This is a genomic window from Nostoc sp. 106C (assembly GCF_002154725.1).
Lineage (GTDB): Bacteria > Cyanobacteriota > Cyanobacteriia > Cyanobacteriales > Nostocaceae > Aulosira.
Genome location: NZ_MTAW01000147.1, coordinates 46,434 through 67,742, shown reverse-complemented (window position 1 = coordinate 67,742; position 21,309 = coordinate 46,434). Strand labels below are relative to the sequence as shown.

Here is a 21,309-nt window from a genome sequence, read left to right as displayed (position 1 = left end):
TACCCTGATTTCACTCAACAACTGATGTTGAGGCTCCTTCAGCGGATGGAGGTAGGCTGGGTAACTCAAGACAATATCCAGCACCGTACACTGTCTTGATGTAACGGGGATGACGGGGGTCTGGTTCGAGTTTGGTTCTCAGGTGGCGAATATGTACTCGAATCGTTTCAATGTCATCATCTGGGTCGTAGCCCCAAACTTCCCGCAGGATTTCGCTAGGAGAAACTGTCTGTCCGTGGCGTTGGAGCAAGCAATGAAGTAACTCAAATTCCAAGTGAGTCAGTTTTACTGTCTCATGGAACCATATTGCCTCAAATCTTTCGGGAACGAGGGTCAATGGTCCATAATTAAGAATCTCACTATGCTTTGCCGCTTGAGGAATACGGTCAGTGCGCCGCAATAGTGCCCGCACTCGTGCCAGCATTTCTTCTACTTCAAAGGGTTTGGTCAGATAGTCGTCTGCTCCGGCGTTGAAGCCTTCCACTTTATTTTGTGTTTGGCTTAAAGCCGTCAGCATTAACACCGGAATCTCCGCTGTGCGGTCATCCCGACGCAAGCGTTGGCAGACGGTAAATCCATCTACCCTCGGCAACATCAAATCGAGCATGATCAAGTCCGGTTGTAGCTGGAGAGCTAGCGCCTGACCTTTAATCCCGTCTTCCGCTTGACTAACATCGTAGCCAGCCATTTCCAAGTTGACGGCAACGAGTTCTGAAATTGCTGGGTCATCGTCTATGACAAGAATCCTCGGCATTCTTAAAAAATTATTACTACTTATTAAGGATAAATAAGAACCTTTGGTAGATACAAAGATTGCTGTATTGATTATAAAAAAGATTTTAAATCTAACATAAACCTTAAGATAACAGGATTTGCAAATCTATCCTAAAGTACACGAAATTTCTTATATGATGTGTCACGCTCCCTACAATCCGGCTCGTTTATTACAAAATGGTGTAGCAATGACTATATTCACCGCTTTGTGGGGCAGCCGTTATTGGGAAAGTACAATTCAACATCCAGAACCGCATTATCATAAAACAGTATTGATTGGTGGGCAAGGTGTGCCAATTTTTTGTTGGGTGGCAATACCAGAAAAAGCTCACGGTACGATTATAGGTACCTATGGTATTACAGGAGAGTTGGGTCAGGAATGGAATTTGAGACTCTTCGGACGTAAGGCCTATGCTCAAGGGTATGCTGTGGTGTTATTTGATTGGCGTGCCCACGGTAAGACAGCGGAGTTGTCACCGACTTTAACATCCGATGGTTTGTACGAAGGAGAAGATTTTGTCCGCCTTGCCGCAGCAGCAGCATCAATGGGGTGTCCGAAGCAATTTTGGTTTGTGGGGTTTTCTTTAGGGGGACAGTTGGCGCTGTGGGGGCTAAAAGCTGCTGTAGAGCTAACTAGGGGTGATGAGGATTTAGGAATCAAATCCAGTGACATTGGCGGTGGTGCAGTAATTTGTCCGAACTTGGATTCTGTGCGATCGCTATCTTATTTAGTTAAAGACCCCTTTGGCAAATATTTCGAGGCAGGGATAACGCGGAATTTGAAAGAACTAGCGTGGCGGATACATGATGCTCATCCCGGTAGCATTGATCCAGAAGCAATCAAACGAGCAACCAGTATTTGGAATTTCGACAAGGAACTGGTAATTGAGAGGCTGGGTTTTCCCACTGTAGAAGCGTATTACCAAGCTAGCAGTGCTTTACCATTACTGCCCCATCTCTCAAAGCCCACGTTGATAATATATGCCGCCGATGACCCATTTTTTCACCCAGCCATCATCCCTGAATTGAAAGCTGCCAGTGCTAGCAATCCTATGATAGATTTACTACTTACCCGTTACGGTGGACATATTGGCTATTTGAATAGTAGCGAAGGTCAGCGCCAAGCCCAAGACCCAGACCCTTGGTGGGCGTGGAATCGGATCTTGCAGTGGATTGAGCAAAAGCGAACAGGACAATAAAGAGTAAAATGGCTTCATTTCCCACACACTTAATGTTCTAGCTTGATGACTGCTCCTAAGTATTTATGGCTCCCTGCGCCGACAAATGTAACTTTGTTGCCGAATGATGTCCATATCTGGCGAATACACCTCGACCAACCAGAACCAACGTTGGAAAACTTGGCTGCAACTCTCTCTGACGATGAATCTGCTCGTGCTCAAAGATTCTATTTTCAAGAGCATCGCCAACGTTTCATTGCTGGTCGTGGTAGCCTAAGGGCTATATTGGGTCGTTATTTAGCTATTGCTCCGCAAGAGGTGCAGTTTGATTATGAAGCCCGTGGCAAACCATTCTTAGCGCATGAATTTGCCGACAGTGGATTAGCGTTTAATTTATCTCACTCCCACGATTTAGCTCTGTGCGCGGTTAGTAAAAATCGCCAAATTGGGATAGACCTAGAATACATCCGCCCGATAACCGATTTGGAATCCCTGGCTCAAAGGTTCTTTTTACCGAGAGAATACGATCTAGTGCGATCGCTACCTCCTGAGCAAAGACCAGAAGTATTTTTCCGCTATTGGACTTGTAAGGAAGCCTATTTAAAAGCCACAGGCGAGGGAATAGCACAGCTAGAGAAAATAGAAGTCTCCCTAACTCCTTCAGAACCAGCTAAGTTAAAGATGATTAAAGACTGGAGCCTACTAGAACTAGTACCTGCCGACAATTATGTTGCTGCTGTAGCTGTAGGCGGTTTTGGTTGGGATTTGAAGTGCTGGCAATATTAAATTGGGCATTAGGCATTGGGCATTGGTAAGAAAATTTCTGTCTACTCATTAATATTGTTTTGGGGACGGGAACTTTTAATGATGGCGATGACGGTCAGGGCAATTACCAAAGCTAGTGCCACATTTCTCAGTATTGGGTTGTTCCAGTGCTTGATTGCGATCGCCAAAATTGCCCACGTTGTTACTCCCGCATAAGCAATATCTCGGCGCTGGATGACAATGGCTACAGCAATTGCAGTTGCTACCAACAATAGAATCACAGTCCACACTTCAGCAGAAATACCCCAACCATTCCAACCCTGGAAATATAAAGCACAGGCTACATTGACAATAGTTGCAACGCTAATCCAACTCAGATAAATACTAATAGGCTCGTGGATAAACAACTTTTTATTTCGAGATCCAGACCTGTTGCCAATATTCAACCGCAAATAAACACTAATTAGCGGTAGCAAAATCAACAACATTGCGACAACAGAAAGAGCAAACAGCCGAGAGAGGAAGAGGTATACCCAAATACTTTGAGCAATAGAGGCAATTATTAAGAGATATCCTGTATTGCGTAAATCTGAATCATCTTTCTGGCTGGGGAGAACTTGGTAAATTCCAAAAGCAAACAAACCGAGATAAATTAATCCCCAAATAGCAAATGCATAGTTAGCAGGGATAATCAAAACATTTTTGAACAAAGTATTGGAAATTTGCCCAATACTGAGTCCATTCAGGGGAAAAATGTTAGATACTACGTTGACAACGAAAGCGCCGATAATTGCAGCCAGGGTTAAAAGCTGGCGGAAAAAATCACGGTTATCGCCTTGAGTTGACTGCTGCATGGAAGAGTTAGCTAACTGAATGTACTTTTAGCTTATAGAATAGTTGCAATGTAGATGTGCGATCGCCTATCAATAAATAGAATTATTTCACCTAACCATTATGTTGTAGGGGTAGTGCATCCACAATTTTCCGGTGCAGATTCTCGAAAGGGTACAACATTTTTCTCTATCTATGTACCTTATTTACCTAAAAAACCCAGTACTTACAGAGAATTTCAGTGATTTAAATTACTGTAAAGGCGTTATTCCTTAGCTGCTAGCTGAATCTTAAGAATTTTATTCTGTTCTCTCAGTTCCCCTGGTGAATCAATTCTACAATCGTTAAAAGTTACAGAGTCTACATCTAAAAAGTGAGCGATCGCTAACTTAATCACCAATTCAGGAGGAAGTTGAGTTTCTTTGGAGTATTCCTCTATTGCCTGTCTAATACGCTCAGGTAAGTAGTCTAAAATATTTTTAACTGTGCTGGTATTGGTTGTCTGCATAGTTCTTACTCTCCTGATGGTATTCTACAGCTACTATTGCCGTTTGTGAGATTATTTAGGGTCAATACAACTTATGATTATTCCCAATCAATATCAATCAAGATTATTAGATGACAAAGCCAAAGAAGGTTATCTAAATTGGTCTTTAGATTTTTTTACCGATCCAAATGTCATTCAAGTTCCTTGTGTTGATATAACAATTCAACTTGATGTTACTGATGCTTATAAAATGTATCAAACAAATCCCATAAAAGGAGCAACCTTCTTTAGTTTTTTAACTTGGCATTTAGTTCAAAGTCTTAAAAATCATTTTTGTTTTAATCTACGACTTATTAAAAACCAGTGGTTTATTCTAGATAATCCTCCCGTAATGATTCCAGTAGCAGTGGGAGGACAAGAACGTTTCTCGGAAATGTTGTTAGAAAATGTTAGCCAAACAAGTTACCAAGATTTCATTATTCAATATCGACAAAAATTAGACCAAATAAGAAACGGAAAAGGTGAAAGAGCCAAAGTAGAAACATTTTTACTTTCTTATTTTATAGGTAATTTACCCAATTTACAATTTACTGGATTAACTTTACATTGGCGAAGCAGCGAAATTATCGGTCATCCCTATTTTTATTTTGGTAAACGCTATTGGCAAAATGATCAACTTTTTATTCCTTTTGCTGCTAAATTGCATCATGCTTGTAACGATCCTTTTGTGCTTGATTTACTCATTCAAGATTTTAAAGAAAGATTTAACCCACATTCCACACTTTAATCAGTAGAGGAACGAAACCCAACCTAAGTGCGGGGTTTGTTGGATTTCGCAAAGCCTCAACCTACAATGACCCTTAACTGAACCGTATTGGGCTATTAACGACTACGCAACATTCAAAAAACCAGTTTGAATCAAATACGCAGTATAGGTCATAAACATTTCCGAACTGATTGGCGGGCAGACAATAGAACTACCAGCGAGTGCTTGTAGAGTTTCCTGACAGCTAATGTGTGGTCTTCTTGCTTGCAGATACAAATCTGGAATTGTTAATTGTTCATCAGACCAACGTTCTAACAAAAATGGTCGCAGTGTATATAAAGGATTGTCTACAGAAGAGACATTATTGATCAACTCTGCTTGCCATTGTTCATAAGGAATCGCCTTAACTGGATAACCAAATGATTGCACCCATTTAATTAAAGTACTCAATGGTGCAGGTTGGGGATGTTGCAAATGGAATGCTTTACCTATAGATGATGGCTGCATTGATAGATAAACAATGGCTTTGCTAACATAATCTACAGGAGACATATCCATCATATATTCCACATCTGGGAAATATCCCATTTGTAGGCAGCCTTTGACCATCAAGTTGATAAAGTCATGGGTGTTACAAATACCTGTCTCGCTATCTCCAGAAATTAATGGTGGTCTGTGGATAGTTACAGGTAAACCTCTGTCGCGCGCAAGTTTAACTAACTTTTCCGCTACCCATTTTGTTTGGGAGTAACCGAGGAAAATACCTTCCCAATGATTAAAGTCATCTTGCTCTTTAACCACCTTGCCAGCATAAGCAGGTGATTCAAACACCGCCACACTAGAAACGTAATGTACAGGCTTGAGTTTGATTTGGCTAGCTAATCTCAATACTTCTTGAGTTCCCAACACATTAGCGGCTTTCAATGCTGAGTAGGGAAAAACATAGTTCAGCAAAGCACCACTATGATAAATCGTGTCAATATTGGCAGCTAAAATTTGGAACTGTTCCGCACCCATACCCAACAATGGTAGAGCTAAATCACCGACAACTGGGACAATTCTTGATTGATATTTTTCGTCCCAAATGGCGTAAGTTTCGAGATTCTTTACTAATTTGCTCTTACCTTCTTGAGGATTAGCCGCCCGTACTAAGCAGTAGATATCTGCATTAGTTTGCTGTAGCAGTTCCCGAATGATAAATGCTCCTAAATAGCCTGTACCACCAGTTAAAAAGATGTGTTTTGGCTCAGTTATTGAGACTGGAGGTAAAGCGTCAGGACGAATGATGGGGTCAAGAACTACCTCGGCGTTTAAATCTAAAGTCTGGACAGGAGTATTAACAGAGGCAGTAGTTGTGTCTTGAATTGCTGACTCTTCCGGTAAATCTTCAGCTAAACGTTGAGAAAGTGCAGCAATATTTGGGTAATGCCACAACAGCAAAGGAGACGGTTGGAATCCCAGCATTTTCTCTAATTTGCTGACGAGAATCATTGCTTGGGCTGAATCCAAACCGTAGTTTTCCAAATGTTCGTGGACATCTATTTCGTCAGTTTCTACCCCTATCAATTCAGCCAAATTAGACACCAACCATACTTGAATATCTGCTGCACTATAAGAATGTTTTGAATTCATTTTTACATCTCCAATGTAGAACTAGCTGGGCGATATTGACTGTAATAATCGGGAATTTGCAAACCTTGAAATTTTAAACTTTGTATGCGATATAAAAATGCTGCACCAGTCATTAAGTGATTAGCAACATCAACAACTTTGCGGTTTTGGGGTTCAGCTAAATAAGTACCGCGCACCCAGTCATTGAAGCTACCCATCGCCGGGCCGCACCAAATTTGATAATCAACTTCTCGTCCTTTTTCGCCAGTATTAGACCAACGGGAAGATAATCCTAAATACCAGCGGAAAATCACAGCCATTTTTAATTTGGGATTATTTACTGCCTTGCCAAGTTTTTCCGGATTTCTTTGGGATAAATAAGCAGCAGTTCCTTCCCAAACTTCAGCAATCGTCTTACGGAAAACTTGTTTTTCTAATTTCTCTCTTTCAGCTAGGGGAATGTCTTCAATTGAGTCATAAGTCCGGTATAACTCATACAATTTTTGCGCGCGCATCGGGAACATTGTACCCCGTTTGAGAACTTGTAATTTCACTCCCATTTCAAACATATCGGCGGCGGGAGCCATCATTACATCAGCCATTTCAGCTTGTGCAAGTAATTTTTTAGTATGTTCGCAAGCACCAGATTCAACGCAAGATTGATTAATTGAACCTGTGACTACATAAGCTGCACCCATCATAAAAGCAGCTAAAGCTGATTGTGGTGTAGCAATTCCGCCTGCTACTCCGACTCTAATTGGTTGTGAGTAATGATATTGTTCCTGAATTTCATCTCTCAAAGCCATGATGGAAGGTAACAGACAAACCAGAGGACGATTATCTGTATGACCGCCAGAATCAGCCTCGACGGTAATATCATCTGCCATTGGAACTTGGGCTGCTAGGGTTACTTGTAACTCAGTAATTAATCCTTGTTCAAGCAGTTCTTTAAGGATTCTGGGTGGTGGTGGTTGGAGGAATTTGGTAGCTACTTCTCTACGAGAAATTTTGGCAATGACTTTATTTTTGATTTCAATTTGATTAGCTGCATTCAAACTTAATCCTGCAACGCGGTAATAAACAATGTTGGGAGTTAAGTCAAGAAATGCCGATGCTTCGACTACTTTCACGCCATATTTGAGGAATAAATCTACAGCCCGGCGTTCAACCATTGGTTCATTGGGGCTGTGAATTAAATTAAAAGCATAGGGGCCTTGTGGTAAGGCTTGTTGTATTTTGTTGATAGCAGCTTCTAATCTTTCGGGAGTTAAACCGCCTGCACCAAATGAACTCAAAATTTTCTCTTTTCCGAGTGCAATTACCATTTCCTCGGAAGAAATACCCCCAGCCATTGCACCAGTAGCATAGGCATATCTCACTCCATAAAAGGAGAGAAAACTAGGGTCTCCTAATTGTTGAATTTTAATTGGTGGGATGGATGCTAAAAGTTCTACTGGTGCAGTTACAGTGCTATCAACTGGGCATAAATACCCTACATTGGTAACACCAATTTTCCCTGACACGTTGACGATATAACAAGGTTGTTCTAAGGATAGAAATTTATCTACTATGCCTTGTTGATCAAAAGATATGCAATCTAGGGAACCTTTCCAAATGAGATTTTGTCCATAAGAATAGCAGGTAAATCCTAGTCCGTTTTCGTGTTTACTTAGTGGCGTATCTACAGTGGTCACGCTAGTTATACCTCGATTTCTAAGCAATGGTTTATAAAGTATTAAGGGTGATGAATTGGCATAGAAAACTCTTACTTTTGCGCCTACCCTACCCTTCTCTACGAGAGGCTGCGCCAACGGAAACGACTTCGTGTTTATGCGCCTTTGCGTGAGTTCTGAGTTGCGAGAATTTTTTAACGAACCACAGAGGCGCAGAGAACACAGAGAGAAGAAAGATTAGAGAGTAATTTCAGGCTTCATTCTTCATTGAGTAAATTTTGGGCACAAGCTAATTGCAATTGAATGATTTCGCTCATTTGCTTGCTAAAGTCTTGTCGAGATTGTAAGAAGGCTGTATGGGATTTGGTCAAATTGGCATTGTTAGCATTGAGCTTTTGATATTGAGTCTTATTTAAATCGAGCATACGGATAGTTTGGACAGGTTTGCGAGTTATATTTTGTGTAGGGAAACTAGGCTGAGTTGCTTGTTGAGGAGTGGTAGTTATCTCAAAGGATTGTAATTGTTCCGTTGAGACTAAACCGTGTTCCATGATATTTTTCTCTGCGATTTCTTCTGGTTGATTTGTTGGCAGTAAAATATCATTGCTTGGTTTATTGTTGGTAGCAATTACCACTGGAATATTCAGGGAGTTGATGACAGGATTTACTCTGAAATAATCAACTGTGGAGGATTTGTTTTGTGGGTTGCTAACTAGATTTTGGAAAATTTGGCGATTCTCTTCACTCAAAATTGTGGCAGTAATTGAGTTACTGCCTAATGTAATGTTTCGTTGGGTTAGTTTACTGTGATTTGCCGTTTCTTGGGTGAGGTTGTAAAGAGATGAGATATCTAACTTAACTTTATGGCTGAGTAATTTAGCTAGTGCTTTGACTATAGAAGTATGGTCATCCATACCTCTTCTATTCAGAGAAACGGTGATGTGTTCTTTTCCTTCAAGAATTTTACCTACCCAGCGAGAACAGACCCCACCAGCACCGGCTTCGATAAAAATTTTGACTCCATCGGCGTAAACGCGGTTAACTAAGCGAGGAAAATCAAGTTGTTGGCTGAGTCCGGTGGCGATACTATGGGCTACTACTTCACTGTTAACTGTGATGGGTTTATACCCAGCAGCAGAATAAAAAGTAATTCCAGGAATCTCCTGAGTTGGTAAAGTGTTGAGTTTTACTAACTCCGTGTACTCCGATCGCATGGCTTCACAATGGATTACATGGTCGAAGGGGGCAGGGAAGGAGTTGCAGCCCAAGGCTTTAATCACGCGCTGACAAGCTGCTGGTTCGCCGGCGATTAATACTTCTTCTGGTGTATTAATCTGCGTTAAATAAACGCGACTCTCATTTTTTAGACATTCTCTTACTTTGTCTGGGGTAGCCATGAGTACATAATTAGCCCAGAAGTTATTGTCTGAAGCATCGGAGGCTGGTGGTAAGTTCCAGTACTCACGCACAGCGTTTTTCGGGCCAGATAAGCGATCGCCAAATAAAGCTGAAGAGTTAAAGCTGTTACTTCCAGCAAAGAAATCACTCCAAACGCCTTGGGCAACCATCATGCTGGTTTCACCAAGGCTATAGCCAAACACATATTTGGGTTTGACTTGAAAGCGATCGCGGATTACTGTGGTGATTAACCTAGTAAAAAACATTTCCGCTTCAAACATTGCTAGGGAATCATCCAGCAATTTCTTCTCTAGCGTTTCTAGTTCTCTGGTAGATAACTTATGTAAGCTTCTGGGAAAAACCAGTTTCTCTACATCTGAGACTCGTTTATACAGACTCTTAACGAAGGGTTCATTTTGCAGATTAGGGAACAGCCGGAAGAGAGTCCGACCAATACCCACATAAGAATTGACAGCCGCCGGATAAACGTATGCAACTGAACCCTCTTTACCCAGTGGTTTGGCGGTAAAATAACTACCTATAGGTGTTTGCCAATCAGTACCCCGTTCAAAGGCGGTATTTACACCTTTTTGCGCTGAGGCGATTTCTTTAAGTAATTCCTTTTTGTTGCGTCCGGTAATGGCTAGGGTGTAATTGGCTGTAGAATGCTGCTGAAATTTGACAAAGTTTTGGCTAGCAGCATCAGATAGAGACTCAGAATTCTCAATTTCTTGTTGGAGGTTATTTAACAGATTTAGTACAGATGAACGGTCATCAGCTGCTAAAGGGAATAGATAAAACGGCCTTTGCTGTAGATACTTGCTGCTGTGATTGATTTGGTCTGGTTCATCCGACAAGATGACATGGGCACAAGTACCATCACAACCCATACCATTAATAGCGGCGATTCTGTGGGTACTATCTTTATGGAGAAACCAAGGTCTAGATTCTGTCGCCACAAAGAAAGGACTACCTTGCCATACTTGCGGTGTTTTCACACCAGACCAGTTGGGCGTAGCAGGAATATAGTTGTGATAGAGACACAAAGCCGTTTTAATTAAGCTAGCAATTCCCGATGCTACATAGGTGTGCCCAATATTGGACTTCACACTACCAATCGCACAATGTAAACCATCGCCTACAGAGGGATAAGCCTGAAGCATCCCCGCAATTTCCGCTTCATCTTCCTGGGGAAAACCACTAGCAACCACTTCTACATAGTTAACTGCTGTCGGCTGAATTCCCGCCATTTGGAAAGCTGTTTGGCAGACTTGGTTAATCGTATCTGCATCTACAGAAGTAGAGGAAGCTTGACCAATACTGATAGCATCAATCACCGCGTAGATGCGATCGCCCGCAGCTTTGGCAGTATCATAACGCTTGAGAACAACTGCACCTGCACCTTCGCCAACCGTCCAGCCATTAGCATTTTGGTCATAGCTTAAGGTATTAGCGCCAGTATTCACCGTTCCCCATTGGCTACGCAGCAAGACATTTTCTATCCCGCCAGCTAAATCGACAGCACCAACGACAACAGCGTCTACTTCCCCAGTCATGAGTAGCATTTGTGCTACTTCCAAAGCTTTGAAAGCAGAGGTTTCCACCGCCGTCATTGTAAATGATGGGCCAGTAAAATTCCACAGCGCAGAAATCCGACTCGCCATAATGTTGGCGATGTAACTCAGGTATTCACCAATATCTACTTGATGGTGAACACTATCTTTAACAATAGTTTCCAACTGAGTAATTTTATCCGCAGGCAAAGCAATTTCCGCAGCATTTAAACCATCTTTAATTTGCCACGATAAATTCCATCTTTGCTGTAGCTGGTGAACAGACAAATCTGCTTCAGCCGCAATAATTACAGCGACATTTCCCCCTTCTTGAATTCCTGCATCCTTCAATGCACCATCTGCCACTGTTAACAGTAACAGTTGTTGCGGATTCAGTTGTTCTACTTCATTGGGGGGAATTTTGTAAGCTAAAGTATCAAGGGCAAAATCTTGGATATATGCGCCCAGAGGTGCTTTCCCATCTGGTAACCCGTATTCTTTGAGTAAATCTGCTTTCTCGTCTATGCCATACCATCTTTGAGACGGTAAGGGAATAAAATGCTGTTTGCCGTCATAAATAGTACGTTCAAAAGCATCTAAATCTTTACATTCACCAAAAAAGGCATCCATGCCAACAATGGCAATTTTAGATGATTGTATTTCTTGTTCAAACATTGTTTAATTACGCTAACTAAAGTTTGAAGGATAAAGTATGAAATATTTTTCAGAGATTTATTTGCTTGTTACAGCAATCTCAAAGTACTTACGCTAAATCTCTCTTAAATACTCTTACCTTTGTGTCCTTCGTGTCTTTGTGGTTAGTTTTTTAATAAATTCACAACGAACCGCAAAGTACGCGAAGGACACGAAGGAAGAAAAGAAAGAGAGAAGATGTTCACAAAAAATCTAGAGTTCTTGCCTGCGGGAAGCCACTTCGTGTCTATATCGGCGTTTAAATGTTCCTGATTTCTTTACACTTCATGCTTCTTTTCCAGAATCAGATGCGAGTTAGTTCCGCCAAAACCAAAAGCGCTTAAAGCTGCACGTTTAACTGGCGAATTATTTGGCCATGTCGTCGCAGTTCTCACAATATTTTTGTCAGAAATGACACTATTTTCAGAACCAATCGGTTCACTCACGTTAATAGTTGCTGGAATCACACCAGCATTCATGCTACAAATCGCCTTAGCCAAGCCAACCATACCAGCCGCTACTAATAAGTGACCCACATTAGCTTTAGTAGAACCCACCAAAGGCGATGCTTGATGTTCACCAAAAAAAGTTTCTATAGAGCTAAATTCTGTGGTATCTCCTAATAATGTCCCCGTAGCATGGCACTCCATATAATCAATGTCTTTGGGGCTAAGTTGCGCTTCATGATATGCTCGTTCAAAAGCGAGAATTTGTCCTTTGGAATTAGGACTCAATAAATGCTTACCTTTGCCATCATTAGAGAGTCCATTACCAGCAATTGTGGCAAGAATTTTATCGCCATCTCTGACAGCATCGCTGTAGCGCTTCAGCATCACCATCCCAATGCCATCGGAGGTAATTAAGCCACGAGAAGACTTATCTAAAGGACGGCTAATACCATTTTCGGGATAACCATGAATCCCAGAAAATAACATTCGTAAAAACAGGGGATCTACACAACTAATCGCCCCAGCTAACATCACATCAGCTTTGCGTGTTTGCAAGTAATGCGAGGCCATTTTAATCGCATAAAATGATGACGAACAAGCAGCGTCTATACAAAAATGATTACTGGACAAAGAAAATGCTTGAGAGACGAGCGCGGCTGGAAAGCCGGTTATCATCGCATTATATGGTGAAGCCTTGGTTGTTGTTGGTAACGCAGCCAACCGGAAATTTTCATCTTGTAAAAGTTCTGCGATCGCAGGTTGAATCGTTTGCTGGTAAATTGGGGCAAACAATTGATTAGACATCTTCGTGGGTAAGGATAAAGTCCCCAAAATTACCCCACATTTTGAGAGAACTTTTTGATTTCCCCAATAACCACTGTGCTGAATCGCCTGTTTAGCCGCATACAGCGACCATTTAAAAGAATTATCCAAACTGTCAACCAACTCCGGAGGTAGATTGTATTCGCTGGCATCAAATTCAAAATTACGAATAAATCCACCTTGGAGAAAATATATTTTTTCCGGTTGTCCCTTAATTGGCTCGTAAAATATTGTGGGATCTACACCCAAATCTGCAATAGTAGTAGCTGAAGTCGAATCTTTCTCATTTGTAAGGTTTTGCCAAAACTGTTCAGGATTATTGGCATCGGGAAAGAGGCATGATAATCCAATAATAGCTATTTTTTCCACTGCTGATATCCTCGTTGGGGTATTAAATAAAAGGGGATATTATCTCTATTCCTCACTCTTATCCCCTTGGCACTCTTAGCGGTTAATTAAAAATAAAACCGCATCAATTAGATTCCCCGAACATGACAGGATTTACGCTTTTAGTTGGCTTCAGATCCCCGACTTCTTTAAGAAGTCGGGGATCTTATTGTTCAATAGCATTTCAAATTGATTATAATACATCAAGGAAATGCTATTTTTGTCACAAAACCAATTACTTAGGTTGTAGCAAACTCATCGGCACAACAACAGCCTTAGCTCCTAAGATACGTGAGTATAATTTCCCTTCGCGATCGTGAAGGATAAAATCGGCAGTTAAACCAGTGCCTTTTTTCTCTTTAATATCACAAGAGACATAAAAAGTTTCATTGACTGGTATTGCTCTATACTGTTCTGAATGTGTTAACTGTCCAGGTAAACAAACTTCTTCATGAAAATGGCTTAACCATATCCATAAAGGTTGTGTACTCAAATCAGTTGCGTAAGGATTATGCCAATGAATTGGAAACTGTCCTTGTTGTTGTTCGGTGATTTGTTCCCAAAAGCATTCTGTCGTAATTTTTTCGGGGCTAATGTTTATAACTCTTTGAATTTTCTGAAAACATGGGCCATGAAATAATGTAGATGGGCCATTCTGATAAAAATCTTTACCAGTAGCGGTAATGATATTATCCTCAGTGAGATTTATGCCATCATACATAGGTGCATCAGGTAATTTTCGCACCAGTTTGATAGTAGAAGTGAAGTGATAATGAGTTTTGCCAGCAGGAGTTTTACTAAAGATAGTTGTTTGAAATTCAATGAACTCTCCGTCAGATTTAGCAATTTCTTTCAGTTGCAAAATATGCTCGCTGGCTACAGATTCATTAAAGGTAATTCCTTTCAAAACTTTGAAATCTTTGCAACTGAAATATCTATAACCTGGATAAACTTCTTCACAACCATTAATCATCCATGACATCGCACAGGTAGCTGGAACTACTGGATAACCAGCAATTACATGATCCATTAAAAAAGGATTAGCTTCTACTACAATCCGGCGACGAATTTGATAAGTTTTTAGTTCTGGATCTAGAGGTGCAGGTGGTGGAATTAGAGGGCTACCAATTACCAATTGGGTAGTTTCATGATTCTTGGGATGTAGTTCTTTGACTAACATCTTTGTCCCCACTTCCACAGGAATAATATCAATTCCCCTTTCTGCAAACGCTTTTTTGAGTTCTGGTGTTACCATTCCACTATCCCAGCCGCCCCAATTAATCGCTACTACATGACAGTTAGGGTAGTACTGTTTCATCAAATGCGCTGACTTGTTAAGGATTTCGTTGGCGATCGCATAATCGGACTGACCGATATTACCGTAAAATCCTGTTATGGAGGAGAACAAAACTAAATGCTGAAGTTGTTCAGCAGGAACGCAGTCTAAAAGGTTTTCTAATCCTTGAACTTTGGCAGTGTAAACCTTTTCAAAATCCTGTTCTGTTTTCTTTTCAATTAGCTTATCAGCTAAGTTTCCTGCACCATGTATGATGCCTGTAATTGGCCCCATGCGGTTAACAACAGCCGCTAGGTTTTCTTTTAATGCTTGGGTATCTGTGACATCTACGCTCAAATATTCGGCGGTAGCGCCTGTTTGTTGAATAGCTGCGAGGGTTTTTTTGATGTCGCGGCTGGAGTGAATTTTGTTATATATTTTTTGTACACTCATGGGTGTGGGCTTCTCACCTTGGGCGAGAAGATTTTCCATGATGCGTTTTTTTAATGCAGCTTCTTCAAGACAATTTTGAGCGTAATCTGGTTCGGTTTCTAATAGTTCGGAACGTCCTAAGAGGATGAATTTACAAGGTTGTTTTTTGGCGAGTTCAATGGTGCATTCTGCGGTGATACCTTTAGCTCCACCGCTAACAAGAAAAACTGATGAGGAACGAATAGGTGTTTGTGTTGTCATTTTATTTTTAAATGCCGATATAGACCGAAGGGCTTCCCGCAGGGTACGCTGATAAACGCAGATAATTACAAATGCTTTCTTCTCTTGTTTTCTCTTCTCTGCGCCTCTGTCTTGAAAAGTTCAGATCGCCGGAAGCCGGCGCTCCGACTTTTCGCTGCGTCTCTGCGTGAGAAAAAAAGATTTTTAAACGAACCGCAGAGGACACAGAGGACGCGGAGAAATAAGAGTTTAAGAGAGAGGGAGATGAGGTGTTATTATTCCTTATCTCCCTTATTTCCTTACTTATCAGATGAAGTGATTAGGGTAACTCTTCCCTGAATACCGTAGCCAACTTCACTAAGATAAAGATTAGAGTCGTGCAACTCAGCAATAATATGTTGCGCTGATTGTTGAGCATCTAGAGCAGGACTAATATCGATCGCTCTCGAATATACTTTAGGCCATTCCCATCTCATGGTTTTGGTTAAGCCAGCTAAACCGGCTCCGATGACTCCAAAGTTAGTGTTATGCTCAAACCCGAAGGCTCCATCTAAGCGAGCTACTGTAATAAAACAACTGCGTCCGTAACGTGCGGCTTCGTTGAGAGATTTTTTCAGGTGTTTGGCCATGAAGAAGACGTGTTTAACGATCGCCTTTTCTTGTTCAATATATGGAAGTGTCTTTGTGTGACTGACTTGGAATACTGGCTGAATATGAATGAAGGCCCCAATGCTGCCGATGGTACTTGCGATCGCAGATAATTTATCTTGCAGTAGTTGTTCGCTTAAATCGGCTAGGGTGATGCGGGTAACGCTTGGGGGTAAAAGTGCTTGTAGCGGAACAATTGATTGGGGGAAACTTAAAACTACGACCTTCCAACCTTTGTCGATTAAGGATTGTACTACCACCGAGGTGGTGAGGGAACCATCATCGGTGACTAAACCAATGTGTCCCTCAGGTAAGCTGAAGTCTAAGTAATCTGGGTGGGGAAGGTATTTGAGTTTGGCGGGTAGACGTTGAACGTTATGCTCTACATCTATTATCGGCTCGTCGTCAAACTCAAGCTGATACTTTTTTTTTTCACCTCCAGCCAGCTTCTGGAGATAATCAACTATTTGACCGATGGTGCGGAGGTCTCCGAGTTCTTCGATGTCTGGCTTGGGTAAGTCGGGGTACATTTCTTGCATCGCCCCCAGGATTTCTACTCGTTTAATGGAGTCGATTCCTAAGTCGGCTTCCATGTCCATTTCCAGTTCCAGCATCTCTACTGGGTAGCCTGTTTTTTCACTGGTAATGTTGAGTAGAGTTTGACCGATGTCTGCGTAATCAGTGGTAGTTGTGGTTTCTACTTCGGGGACGAAGGAGACTACTTCGCTGACTGGGGCGACTGGCTCAGGAGCAGTAATTACAGTTGTTACTGCGGTGACTGGGGCGACTGGCTCAGGAGTAGTAATTACAGTTGTTACTGCGGTGACTCCTTGAGGAATTTCCGTTGTTACTTGTACTGAAGTACCCTGCACAACTACGGAGACATTTCCAGTAGCGTTGGTTTGCAGATACTCAACAACTTGTCCGATTGTACGTTTTTCTGCTAATTCTTCCAAGTTTGGCTTGGGTAGGTCGGGGTATAATTCTTGCAATCCGCCTAAGATTTCTACCCGTTTGATGGAGTCAATCCCTAAATCTGCCTCCATGTCCATGTCCATCTCTAACATTTCAATGGGATAGCCTGTCTTTTCACTGGTGATGGTTAACAGGTTAGTAGCCAATTGAGATAAATCGATGGTGCTGGATACAGTTACAGGTGTAGGTGCAGGTGCGGGTTCGGGGATGAAGGCGACAGTTTCGGCTACAGGTGCAGGAATCTCAACTACAGGTTGAGGGGGAATTTCTACAACTGGAGGAGCCGGAATCTCAGCTACAGGCTCAGGTTGAGTTTCAACTATTTTGGGAGTTGAGCCATTTTTTACAACAGGCTCAACTACAGGTGCAGTGAAAGTTTCAACAATTTGGACGGTAGGAGGAACAGGTGCTTCGGTAACAGGTTCGCTGACAAAGGGTAGTGTTACCTGGGGTAGGGTGAGTTCTTCACCTGAAACTAGGTGAGAGTACTCTTGCTGAATTAGTTGGAAAAAGTTTTTCGTATATTCGATTTGCTCTTGGAGATATTGCTCATGAATGCGTAAAGTTTCACCTTGTTGGGAATGAAACTGCATCATGCTCCGTTCTAAGCTTTCCATGACAACTTGCTTGAGCTTGGCGGTTTCTGGTGAAGATTTAGCTTCAGCTAGCAAGGAGTTTTGTTGTTGCATCAGTTGGAAAAATGTCTTGGCATATTCCATCTGATGACTGAGATAATGCTCGTGAACTTGTAAATTTTCGCTTTGATTGTTTTGAAACTGTGACAGGAGGTATTCTAAACTTTCTAGAACTCGTTGATAATTTACAGGTTTTTCTGGTGTTTGCATCTTTGATTCCTGGGCAGGTATTTGTAATAGGGTCGCAGGATTCATTTGAGGCGTTGGTTCAGGAGCATAAGTAACGGTGTTGACTACTGGAGTAGGAGCAGTGGCAATTTTTTTATGTCCGTTACTTTGGATGGGTGCAGGTATAGGATTTACAGGTTCTATGTTCACAGGTGCAGGTGACGATGCAGAGAATTCGGGAATACTTGTAACTGTAGGTGCAGGTACAGAGACTTCTGGGGTACTGGTAACTGTGGGTTCTGAACTAGCAGCTAACTTAACTTGATGACCATTTTGCAAAGCTTGAGGAAAGGCGTTTTTGGTTTTTTCCGACACATAATTAATGCCGTTTAACTTTACAGTTAACGCCTTTTTCTTCTCGTTTTCCGGTGCAGGTAGCACAGGTTGTAGTTGATAAGGATCGAGATTTTTTAAAGATAAGCCAACCACACGCAACTGTACAGCCGCTTCTCGTAAAGAGCGATCGCTATTCTTTTGAGTGCTGGGGTTCAAGGAAATCGTAAGATGCGGGCGATCGCCTAAAATATCTTTGACTAAGTTAGTCAGAATCCGCCGGGGGCCAAATTCTACAAAGCAGTAACCACCAGCAGCGTAAATATTTTCAATTTCCTGCTTAAACAACACCGAGTTTGATAGGTGAGTTTCCAGGATTTTTTGAATTGATTGGGATTCTTGGGGATACTTTTGTCCAGTAACGTTGCTAAAAACTGGGATTTGCGGAGCTTGGAAGCTGACAGACTTAGTTGCAATGGCAAAGGATTTCTGTGCAAAAGCAATTAAAGGTGTGTGGAAAGCTGCGGATACAGGTAGTAAAACAGCCGCATAGCCTTTGTCATGCAATGCTTGGCGAACTTTAGCGATTTCGGCGGTGGGGCCTGCCAAGACTACTTGTGTAGGAGAATTAATATTAGCGATCGCAACTTGAGGGTAATGTCTGATGACAGCTTCTACCTTGGCGATATTTTCTTTGACAGCCAGCATACTTCCCGCATCATGGTCTGGGTCTTCCGGAGCCGCCATTGCTTGACCCCTAGCCTTGACCAAAAATAAGTAATCTTGCTCGCTCAAAACACCCGCAGCCCATAAAGCTGTCAGTTCACCAAAGCTGTGTCCCGCGACAAAATCTGATTTAAAACCGGCTTGTTGCAGTATGGAATACAACCCAGCACTCAATACCCCAATTGCGGGTTGAGCATATTCTGTGCGTTGTAAAGCCGCGACTTGAGCATTCTTTTCTGCTTCCTCAAAGGTCGGTGCAGGAAACACTATCTCTGATAACGGCCGCAAATTATCTTTGAGCAACAGGCTATCCATTTTGCTGTAAAGACGGCGCATTTCGGGGAAGTTCATCACCACTTCCCGACCCATCTCTAAGTACTGAGAACCTTGTCCAGAAAATAGCGCGACTACTTTACCGCCTAAATTCATTCCAGCAGAACGGAAGTAAATTCCTTGGGGATGCTCCCAAGAGATTGCTGAACCCTTGTGTTTTAGCCAGTCCAGACTAATTTGCATTAGCTTGCAAGCTTCTTGCAGATTCTCAGCAACAAACCCAACTCTCGCCGCAGCTTGGGGAATTTCACCAGATGTACACTCTTGAATCAATTCTGCATAATGTCTTTCGCCGTCTTTTGACTGCAACTTAGCCAAAGTTTCTTCACACTTGCTCACAAGTTGAGCAGAAGTCCCAGCAAACAGCAGAATTTCCGCAGGTGCATTGTGTAAACGGTAAGGCTGATTTTGTTCAGCACCGTATTCTTCCAAAACCACGTGATAATTTGTGCCGCCAAAGCCAAAGGAACTCACACCCGCACGTCTTGGCGCTTCACCTTCCGCCCGAATCCAAGGTCTGGTTTCTGTATTTAAATAGAATGAGGAATTTTTAATGTTGAGTTTGGGGTTTGGCTCGGTAATGTTAATTGTGGGTGGCAATACCTTGTGATGTAGTGCCAAAGCAGTTTTAATTAAACTTGCTGCACCCGCAGCCGCTTTTGTATGCCCAATTTGCGACTTCACACTACCAAGAGCAATGTGCTGTTTCTGGGAATCATGTTCGTTAAAGAAATCTCTTAAAGAGCCGAATTCTGTGGGGTCGCCAGCCATTGTACCTGTGCCGTGCGCTTCCATCAAACCCACAGTAGCCGGAGAAATACCTGCATCTTCGTAAGCACGTTCTAAGGCTTTGACTTGACCTTCTTTGCGGGGAGCATAAATGCTCTTGTAGCGTCCATCGCTAGAAGTACCAATCCCTTTAATGACTGCATAGATTTTATCTTTGTCCCGTTCCGCATCTTCCAAGCGCTTGAGGACAATCATCCCGATACCTTCACCCAGCATCATCCCATCGGATTTAGCATCGAAAGGTTTGACATTCTCGCTGGGAGAAACAGCCGGGGTTTTGCTGAAGGAAATGTAAGCCATAATGGTGTTGTCGGTATCAACGCCACCAGTCAGCATCATGTCGCTGCGATACTCAACTAGTTCGCTAATCGCCATTTTCAAAGCGCCAAAGGAACTAGCACAAGCTGCGTCAACTACACAATTCATCCCGCCAAAATTCAGACGGTTGGCAATTCTACCTGCAACTACGTTGGCTAACATTCCAGGGAATGCATTCTCATCCCACTTGACGTAAGCGCTTTTAATTTTTTCAACAATTTTTTGAGTATCTTCATCAGATAAACCACTGCTTTTCAGCGCTTTTTCCCAAATAGGGTACTCTAACCGGGCGGAAAGTGGCATTCCTAGCTGCTTAGCCATCGCCACGCCTAAGATTACCCCAACAGTCTCCCGGCTAAACTCACGCGCTTCACCATAGCCAGCATCTTCCATTGCTTCTTTCGCAACGACTAAACTTAATAGTTGCGATACATCTGTGACTTCTAAAATGCTAGGAGGAATGCCAAATTCCATTGGGTTAAAATCAACCTCAGGAATAAACCCACCTCTTTTACAGTAGGTTTTATCCTCAGGTGTTCTGGGGTTTGGATCGTAGTAATCTTTAACGCTCCAATGTGTATCAGGAACATCAGTAATACAGTCAATTTTATTAACAATATTGCGCCAATATTCCCGTAAATTTCGCGCTTTCGGAAATAGAGACGCCATCCCAACAATGGCTATAGGATTTTGTTGTAATTGTCTGTTAATCTTGTTAAGGGAAATTGGTTTGTCTGACTTCACTTTTTTCTCCTCTATAAACTTAATCAAAGCCTTTTCACAACTGTTGATCTGGATTTCCAAATCCGCTAAGGCAGTATCAATGGAATAAGCAGACATAGGACATAGACTAATCTGGGGGACTGTGAATTGCGCAGCAACAGTAATTTCTGTGCCTAGCAATAATGAAAGCTATCTGTTTTAATAAGCAGGTAGCTACCCTATCTGCAAAAGCTAAATGCTTTTTTTGGAATAACACCGCACGACACATACTGCCCTAATTAAGCTTTGATTAATTGGCGCTTTTGGCGTTATCAGCTAATTTAGGA

12 protein-coding genes are annotated in these 21,309 nt (G+C 42.0%); 3 read left to right on the top strand and 9 right to left on the bottom strand.

What is annotated here, in order from left to right:
• Nucleotides 1-10: 10 nt before the first annotated feature.
• On the bottom strand, nt 11-754 hold the full coding sequence (locus BV375_RS22985; RefSeq protein WP_086686302.1) for a response regulator transcription factor: 744 nt from the start codon (nt 752-754) through the stop codon (nt 11-13).
• A gap of 154 nt (nt 755-908) precedes the next feature.
• Here BV375_RS22985 and BV375_RS22980 point away from each other — a divergent pair, with 154 nt between their 5' ends.
• Nucleotides 909-1,973, top strand: a complete 1,065-nt coding sequence (locus BV375_RS22980; protein WP_086764651.1) for an alpha/beta fold hydrolase — start codon at nt 909-911, stop codon at nt 1,971-1,973.
• Between the two features lie 45 nt (nt 1,974-2,018).
• Nucleotides 2,019-2,738 (top strand): 4'-phosphopantetheinyl transferase HetI, encoded by a 720-nt coding sequence (hetI, locus tag BV375_RS22975; RefSeq protein ID WP_086764648.1) that lies wholly within the window; start codon nt 2,019-2,021, stop codon nt 2,736-2,738.
• Between the two features lie 41 nt (nt 2,739-2,779).
• Here hetI and BV375_RS22970 read toward each other — a convergent pair whose 3' ends face one another.
• Both BV375_RS22970 and BV375_RS22965 read right to left on the bottom strand, forming a co-directional pair.
• Nucleotides 2,780-3,571: a hypothetical protein gene (locus BV375_RS22970; protein WP_086764646.1), complete on the bottom strand. Its 792-nt coding sequence runs from the start codon at nt 3,569-3,571 to the stop codon at nt 2,780-2,782.
• 242 nt (nt 3,572-3,813) lie between these two features.
• Nucleotides 3,814-4,056, bottom strand: coding sequence for a hypothetical protein (locus BV375_RS22965; protein ID WP_086764643.1), 243 nt, complete (start codon nt 4,054-4,056; stop codon nt 3,814-3,816).
• Nucleotides 4,057-4,129: 73 nt separating this feature from the next.
• Here BV375_RS22965 and BV375_RS22960 point away from each other — a divergent pair, with 73 nt between their 5' ends.
• Nucleotides 4,130-4,822, top strand: coding sequence for a CatA-like O-acetyltransferase (locus tag BV375_RS22960; RefSeq protein WP_086764641.1), 693 nt, complete (start codon nt 4,130-4,132; stop codon nt 4,820-4,822).
• 102 nt (nt 4,823-4,924) lie between these two features.
• Here BV375_RS22960 and BV375_RS22955 read toward each other — a convergent pair whose 3' ends face one another.
• From BV375_RS22955 to BV375_RS22930, 6 genes are all read right to left on the bottom strand, one after another.
• Entirely contained in the window at nt 4,925-6,433 is a 1,509-nt protein-coding gene (locus tag BV375_RS22955) for a thioester reductase domain-containing protein (protein WP_086764638.1), read from the bottom strand.
• Nucleotides 6,434-6,435: 2 nt separating this feature from the next.
• Nucleotides 6,436-8,106, bottom strand: coding sequence for a PfaD family polyunsaturated fatty acid/polyketide biosynthesis protein (locus BV375_RS22950; RefSeq protein WP_086764636.1), 1,671 nt, complete (start codon nt 8,104-8,106; stop codon nt 6,436-6,438).
• A 236-nt stretch (nt 8,107-8,342) separates the two neighbouring features.
• The gene (locus tag BV375_RS22945) at nt 8,343-11,711 is read right to left on the bottom strand and encodes a type I polyketide synthase (protein ID WP_086764633.1); all 3,369 of its coding nucleotides are present in this window, start codon (nt 11,709-11,711) and stop codon (nt 8,343-8,345) included.
• A gap of 296 nt (nt 11,712-12,007) precedes the next feature.
• On the bottom strand, nt 12,008-13,369 hold the full coding sequence (locus BV375_RS22940; protein WP_086764630.1) for a polyketide synthase: 1,362 nt from the start codon (nt 13,367-13,369) through the stop codon (nt 12,008-12,010).
• A gap of 253 nt (nt 13,370-13,622) precedes the next feature.
• Complete coding sequence (locus BV375_RS22935; protein WP_086764628.1) at nt 13,623-15,356, bottom strand: SDR family NAD(P)-dependent oxidoreductase; 1,734 nt, start codon at nt 15,354-15,356, stop codon at nt 13,623-13,625.
• Nucleotides 15,357-15,634: 278 nt separating this feature from the next.
• Entirely contained in the window at nt 15,635-21,100 is a 5,466-nt protein-coding gene (locus BV375_RS22930) for a type I polyketide synthase (RefSeq protein ID WP_086764626.1), read from the bottom strand.
• Nucleotides 21,101-21,309: the final 209 nt, after the last annotated feature.